Origin of the sequence: Intestinibacter sp., from assembly GCF_022780145.1 — a bacterium.
Lineage (GTDB): Bacteria > Bacillota > Clostridia > Peptostreptococcales > Peptostreptococcaceae > Intestinibacter.
The window spans coordinates 1-6,257 of record NZ_JALEXO010000028.1 but is presented as its reverse complement, the minus strand read 5'-3'; the positions used below and the strand labels follow the sequence as shown (position 1 = coordinate 6,257).

General features: G+C 29.3%; 2 protein-coding genes and 1 pseudogene. 2 read left to right on the top strand and 1 reads right to left on the bottom strand.

Annotation, left to right across the window (positions count from 1 at the left end; all coding sequences use genetic code 11):
• Positions 1 to 326 precede the first annotated feature (326 nt).
• Positions 327 to 4,553 carry a DUF445 family protein gene (locus MR593_RS01065; protein ID WP_290686018.1) on the top strand — a complete coding sequence of 1,409 codons (4,227 nt, stop codon included), beginning with the start codon at positions 327 to 329 and terminating at the stop codon, positions 4,551 to 4,553.
• A gap of 45 nt (positions 4,554 to 4,598) precedes the next feature.
• Complete coding sequence (locus MR593_RS01060) at positions 4,599 to 5,381, top strand: DUF3298 and DUF4163 domain-containing protein (protein WP_290686016.1); 783 nt, start codon at positions 4,599 to 4,601, stop codon at positions 5,379 to 5,381.
• A gap of 51 nt (positions 5,382 to 5,432) precedes the next feature.
• On the opposite strand, the pseudogene sleC reads toward MR593_RS01060, so the two are convergent.
• Positions 5,433 to 6,257, bottom strand: a pseudogene (gene sleC / locus MR593_RS01055) (spore cortex-lytic germination protein SleC); the annotation flags it as partial.

Below are 6,257 nucleotides of genomic sequence, written 5' to 3'. Positions count from 1 at the left end.
TATTATTAATATTTACAGGAATTTCCTATGTACTAAGTAAAAGTATTTTAACAGTGCCATTGTATATGGCGGTTATATTTACAGTAGTAGCCTTTATAGCTGAACGAATTATGAATAGACTTATTTAACTTAAAAAGCTTTTTCAATTTTAATTATTGGAAGGGCTTTTAATTATTTAAAATAAAGTACATAATAAGAAGGTAAAATTGATTTGCATGGTTTAAAATCGAAGCGTTTTATTGTGCGATTATTGAGAAATAGCAAAAATTAGTATATACTAATTGTTTAAGGAAAAATATATAAATTATAGTGAATGGGTGATAGAAATGGTAAATATACAAGACCTTCTTTTTATATTTACACAAGGTTTTTCAGGGGCTGTAGCAGGATATATAACTAATAAATATGCTGTAAATATGATTTTCAAAGAGTACACTCCTTTAAAAATCGGTGGTGCGGTTAAAAAGAACAAGGTGAAATTTATAGAAGAGGTAAGTGAATTAGTTGAAAAGGACATAATAAACTCACAGACTTTAAGAGGTTCTATAGAAAGCGAGGACTTCGCACGTGTTATAGATGCTGCATGTGTGGATTTTATGACTAATTCCTTGAATGATGCTTTTAAGGGTGTGAAAATTAAGCATATTCCAGCTATAAGCAATAGCGCTGAGCAATGTGTTACTTTTATCGAACAAAATTTACAAGAAGAATTACCTAAATTAATAGATAATTTATCTAATAAAATAGAAATAAAAAATATACTACAAAAGGATCAATTAGATAGCATCAGTACTAATATAGTTGAATTGATTGTAGATGTTTTAGAAACAGATAATAAGCTAGAAGAATTTTTAGCATGCTTATATGATGAAAATAAGGATATCACTTTTGGCGAAATTCTAAGTGATGAAGCTACAGTTAATTTAACTGAGGGGATTTCGAATGTTTTAAACGATTCTATAAACAGTATAATTGACGATGAGCAACAATGCTTACAGTTATTAGAAAAGGTTTATGAATTACTAGATTTAACATCAGTAATATCTAAGCTACAAACAGAATTAGGCCAAAAGACTTTACTAGATATATTAGGTGAAGAAGGGCTAAAAAATATAAATGGTCTATTATTCGAACATATAAAAAATTTAGCAAAAGATGATGCTAATAGAGATAGATTAAATCAAATTATATCAGAATTATTAGCAGTAGCCAGAGACATGGATGTGACTTTATTCGAGATACTTCCAGAAGAATTAGCAAATTCAATAGTCAGCTATATCAAGGATATTATCCCAGATCTAGCTCCTCACATATCTAATTGGCTATATGAAAATAAGGATAAAATAGATACTGTAATAAACAGTGCAGTCGGAGAAACAGTAGATCAAATTGAAGATGAATCTATAAAAGGAATGATCGAGAAATTCGCCGGCATGCTATCTTCAATATCTCAAACACTAAAGGTTGTCGATAGAGCTTCAGATATGGTAATGAAGTATGAACTAACTCCAGAAGCTAGCAACAAGATATATATAGCTATAATGAAGTTCTTAGAAGATACAACTATTGGGGATATAGTTAGTCTTTTAGAAGATAAACTAAATATAAAAGAGGAAGTAATTTGTGACAAATTGATAGATTTATTTGAAGCGAATGGAGATGTCTTAATAGAAAAATTAATTTCAAGCTTCAAGGAAAAACAAATTTCAGAGCTTGTAAAAATAGATTTAGAGCCATTATTTAAATCAAAGGCTATACCATGGATATATAGATTTATAAAATCAAACAAAACTAAGATAAATCTTTATTTACATGGAGCTGTGGATACTAAAGTTAAACGAATACTATCTAATAAAATAGAAAATATGATTTCTGTGGATAAGATAACTCTACTATCTAAGAAATTGCCAAAGGTAATCTCTAAATACTTAGTTAATAACAAAAATATATGTAAGTCATATATTGAAAAATTAGTTATAAACTCACTAGATAGTGTGGATTTTGAAAATATTATATTAAATAATAAAGAAAAATTAATACTATTGATTTGTAATAAATTTACAGATTTAAAACAATTCATATTCGATGAATTAAAGGATAAAGAAATAGACGATGTCTTAGACTTGATAAAAGATAAAGAAGGATTAGGTTTATCTTTAGGTGAAAAGCTACACAAAGGATTAGTAAATAATGTAGAACAAGTTATAGACAACAATGTGAAAAAAATTATCTACAACAACCTAATAAAATTAAACGAAGACGAAATATGCGACATAGCACAAAGCTTTATGGGTAAACAGCTTAAGCCATTATCTTATTTCGGTGCATTACTAGGAGCTGTAGCAGGATTGATATTTGCCTTTGTTATAAACGGTACAATTAACAGCTTTGGATTCTACAATGGATATCTAAATACAATCATGGCATGTGTGCTTATGGGATTAGTAGGTATATTGACAAATGTAATAGCATTGTGGATGATATTCCATCCATATAAAAAGAATGAATTTGTTGCTAAGATACCTGTGTTTAGAATTTTTGCTCAAGGATATATCCCAGCCCACAAGGATGGATTCGCGAGCGGTATGGCTTACTTTATAGATAACGAGCTTCTAAAAGGCAAGAGAGTAGAAAGCTTATTTAATTCTAAAAAGGATAGTTTCTCAGAAACTATATTTAACTGGGTATCTAACAATAATTTTAAGGTATTAGTGGATATAGCAGGTGAAAAGAAAAACAATATAAGCGAGTTTTTATATCAATTTATCATAGATAAATGTAACAAAAATAAAGCTGCAATTGCAAAATCTTTATCTAAGACATCAGAAAATATAGAAATAGGTGGAGTATTGACAAAGGAAAGAGCTTTAAGTGCTTCACAAAGCTTTTTATCTAATTTAGACAGATTTGATGATGCGATTATAAAATTTGCACAAGCTAAAATAGATAAACAACAAAAATTAAACGATTTACTACCTCAAGCTTTAGTAGAATCTATAAACAACGATATAAACAAATCAGTAGATGACAGTGTAAAAACTACAGTAGATAAAATGTTAAAAGAAGAAGTAGTGAGAGCTTTAATTTTAAATAAAGAGGATATTTATAAAGCTGCTACAGCGAAGACAATTGATCAGCTTGTAGGATATGAAAATATATCTAAGGTTAAGTCATCAATTGAAAATAATTTAAACAGCTATATAATTAAAAATCTGCCAAATGTATTAGAAAATTCGCTAGATAAATTCTTACAAAATCAATTATCAGAAGATAAGAGCGTCGGTGAAATTTTCGGTGGCAAGATAAAAGTAACTTTAGATAAAAATCTATATTCTATTACATCAGCGCTATTATCTAAGGCATGCGATTATGTTCAAGAAAATAAAGAACAAGTAATCAGCTTAGTGGTAGGCTTAATCAAAGGTCAGCTTAATTTCTTCATAAAAATGGCGTATGACTTCATCAATGGAGATAGATTAGTTGGTCTTGTAGTTGAAAATATTATAGATACAAAATTAGAAGGATTTTTAAGTGAAACTACTTATTCCACAATAAAGACAATATCTGTCTGCACTAATTCTGTGATATATCCAACTACAATGGGAGAATTAGGATTATACAGCCAACAAATAAATACGAATGTAGTTGTAGAAGCATTAGTCGGCGATATAAAAGAAAACAAAGCTATATTCGATAATGTAAATCAAATAGCATTATCAGCAGTCGATGAATTTAAGAATGTAAAAGTATCTGATATAGTTGAAGGTACAAATATAGAAACATTAGAAGGCGTATATAATTTATTTGAACAAGAAGTAGCGTTAGTTTTAAATAGTATAAGTGGCAATTACAACGACAATGTAGAAGATATAAATAACTTCATGAACACTTATATAAGTGACAATATAACTGCAAAAGTATTAGACCAAAAACTAGACACTATATTAGATGTAGACGATGTAATATCGGTAGCTGTTAAATCAATATTAGATAAGTTAGACCAAAGTACTAAGAGTAGAGAATTACTATTACAATCAATTGAAGCTATTTACGACAGTAGAGTTTCAAATATGAAGCTAAATGATTTATTAGAACAAGAATTTTTAAATTCAGGATTAGAGGAAGCCTTAGACAGATTGTTTAAAGATTTAGATTTCAACGAAAACAATCAATATATAGTAGATAAAATTGTTTCTAACTGTATAGAAAGTGAATTCAAGTTTATAGATATAGCTACTAAGGAATATATAGTTAAAAATGTTATAGATGCATTATTAACTACAGGTATAGGATTCACAGTAGATGCTATGAAGGCACTTAAGCTAAAAGAAATAACTACAGAACAAGTGGAAATAATGGATCCAAGAGAAATCCATATGCTATTTAAATCATTTGCAGGCGACTTCTTCGTAAAACTATATCTATACGGCTCAATGGGTGCAGTATTTGGTATAAATATATATCTATCAATTATATTAGGTATAGCAGATTTATTTTACAGTAAAAAAATAGATCAAAAGGAAATAAGTACCGACAATATTTTTAAAGAATAAAATCAAAAAAACTCCTAACTCTATAACTAGAGGAGGGGTTTTTTTATGAAAAAATTAACTGCAATCATAATTTTAATAACAGGAATTTTAACGATATCTGTACTTAATTTTGCACAGGTTAGAGAAGTTTTTGAACTAAATATCAAGGATGCATCAGTAGATACAAAGATAATAAACAAGGACAATAAATTTATCAAAGCAAATTTAAAAATTCCAGTATTGATAATAGCGAATAAACAAATGCAAAGCGCTATAAATAAAAAAATAGAGTCGGATATAATGGAATTTTACAACAGTTCATTTAAAGAGGCACAGAGTTATTTGAATGATTTTCCAGATCAAGAAAGTCACTTTGCTATAAGCTCTGATTTTGAAGTCAAAAAAAATACAGACAAGGTATTTAGCATACTTATTAAATACTATGAATACAGTGGAGGAGCACATGGCAGTTATGAGTATGTTCCGTATAATGTAGATTTGACTTCAGGAAGAGTATTTATATTGAAGGATATTTTTAAGGAAAATTCAAAATATCGAGAGGTAATAGACAAAGAAATAAAAAAACAAATAAGGGAGCTCAATGTAAAAAATAACTTACCTGAAGACAGCAATCAATTATATAGCTTTAAAGGAATAAAAGAAACTCAAAAATTTTATTTAGCGGATGATAAAATAGTAGTATTTTTTGATTTATACGATATAGCTCCATATGTGGCTGGAATACCTGAGTTTGAGATACGTAGAGATGTTGTGGAAAATATTTTAAATCAAAAATATCTGGATATAATTTTTAGCACTCCGATAACTAATAAATTATCATATAGATAAAAAAATAGATGTATCTTAGCTAATTTTAGTTAAGGTACATCTATTTTACTGTTAAATCAAAGGATTTAGAGAAGCAATCTTAGTAACAGCTACGTAGACTCTAGATATTTCATACCAAGTCTTAAAGTCGACAACTCCAGTTTGAGGCAATCCAAATATTTTTTGGAAGGTTCTAACTGCTTCAGCTGTTTGCTCGCCGAAGATACCATCTTCGACAACCTTAGGGACTGCAGGGTACGAATTAGATATAGCATTTAATTGATTTTGAATAGTTCTTACATAAGATCCCTCTGAGCCAACCTGTAAGGAAGTACCAGGATAGGAAACTGGAACTCCGGATACAATTTGAGCATTTGCAAATACTATATTATCACCATAAAAATATTTTAAAATATCCTCATAATTATATCCCTGATCACCTAGGTCCTTACTTCCCCATTGAGCCATCTGATCAGGACATTGTACTCTGACGCCGTCGCAATATTGCGCCAAAAGCGGCTGTCTAGAGGTAGGAGGTCTTCTTATAAATGTATTGAATACTGAGTCTACAACAACAGATATTTCATCAAAAATATTTCGATTGTGTATATATTTATGGTCGTAGTTAGTTGTAGATGTAATCGTAAAATTAAACCCTTTATTTCTATACCACTCAGTAAAAACTCTATTCAATGTAAATGAAATAATAGCGATAACATTTGCGAAAATAGTTTGTTCTGGCCATGTTGAGTATATTTCAGAAGAGGCTACATTTTTTATATAGGTCTTAAATGGAACCCAAAAATTTTCAGCAGATGCATCCTCAGGTAATCCATCGTGAACTACTATAAATTCAGGCACTACAGGATTATCTAAAACGACAAATCCAGTCGGTGC

What these genes read in the sequence shown, in the direction of transcription:
- MR593_RS01065 (WP_290686018.1), top strand. Translation starts at nt 327, where the DNA reads ATGGTAAATATACAAGACCTTCTTTTTATATTTACACAAGGTTTTTCA.
- MR593_RS01060 (WP_290686016.1), top strand. Translation starts at nt 4,599, where the DNA reads ATGAAAAAATTAACTGCAATCATAATTTTAATAACAGGAATTTTAACG.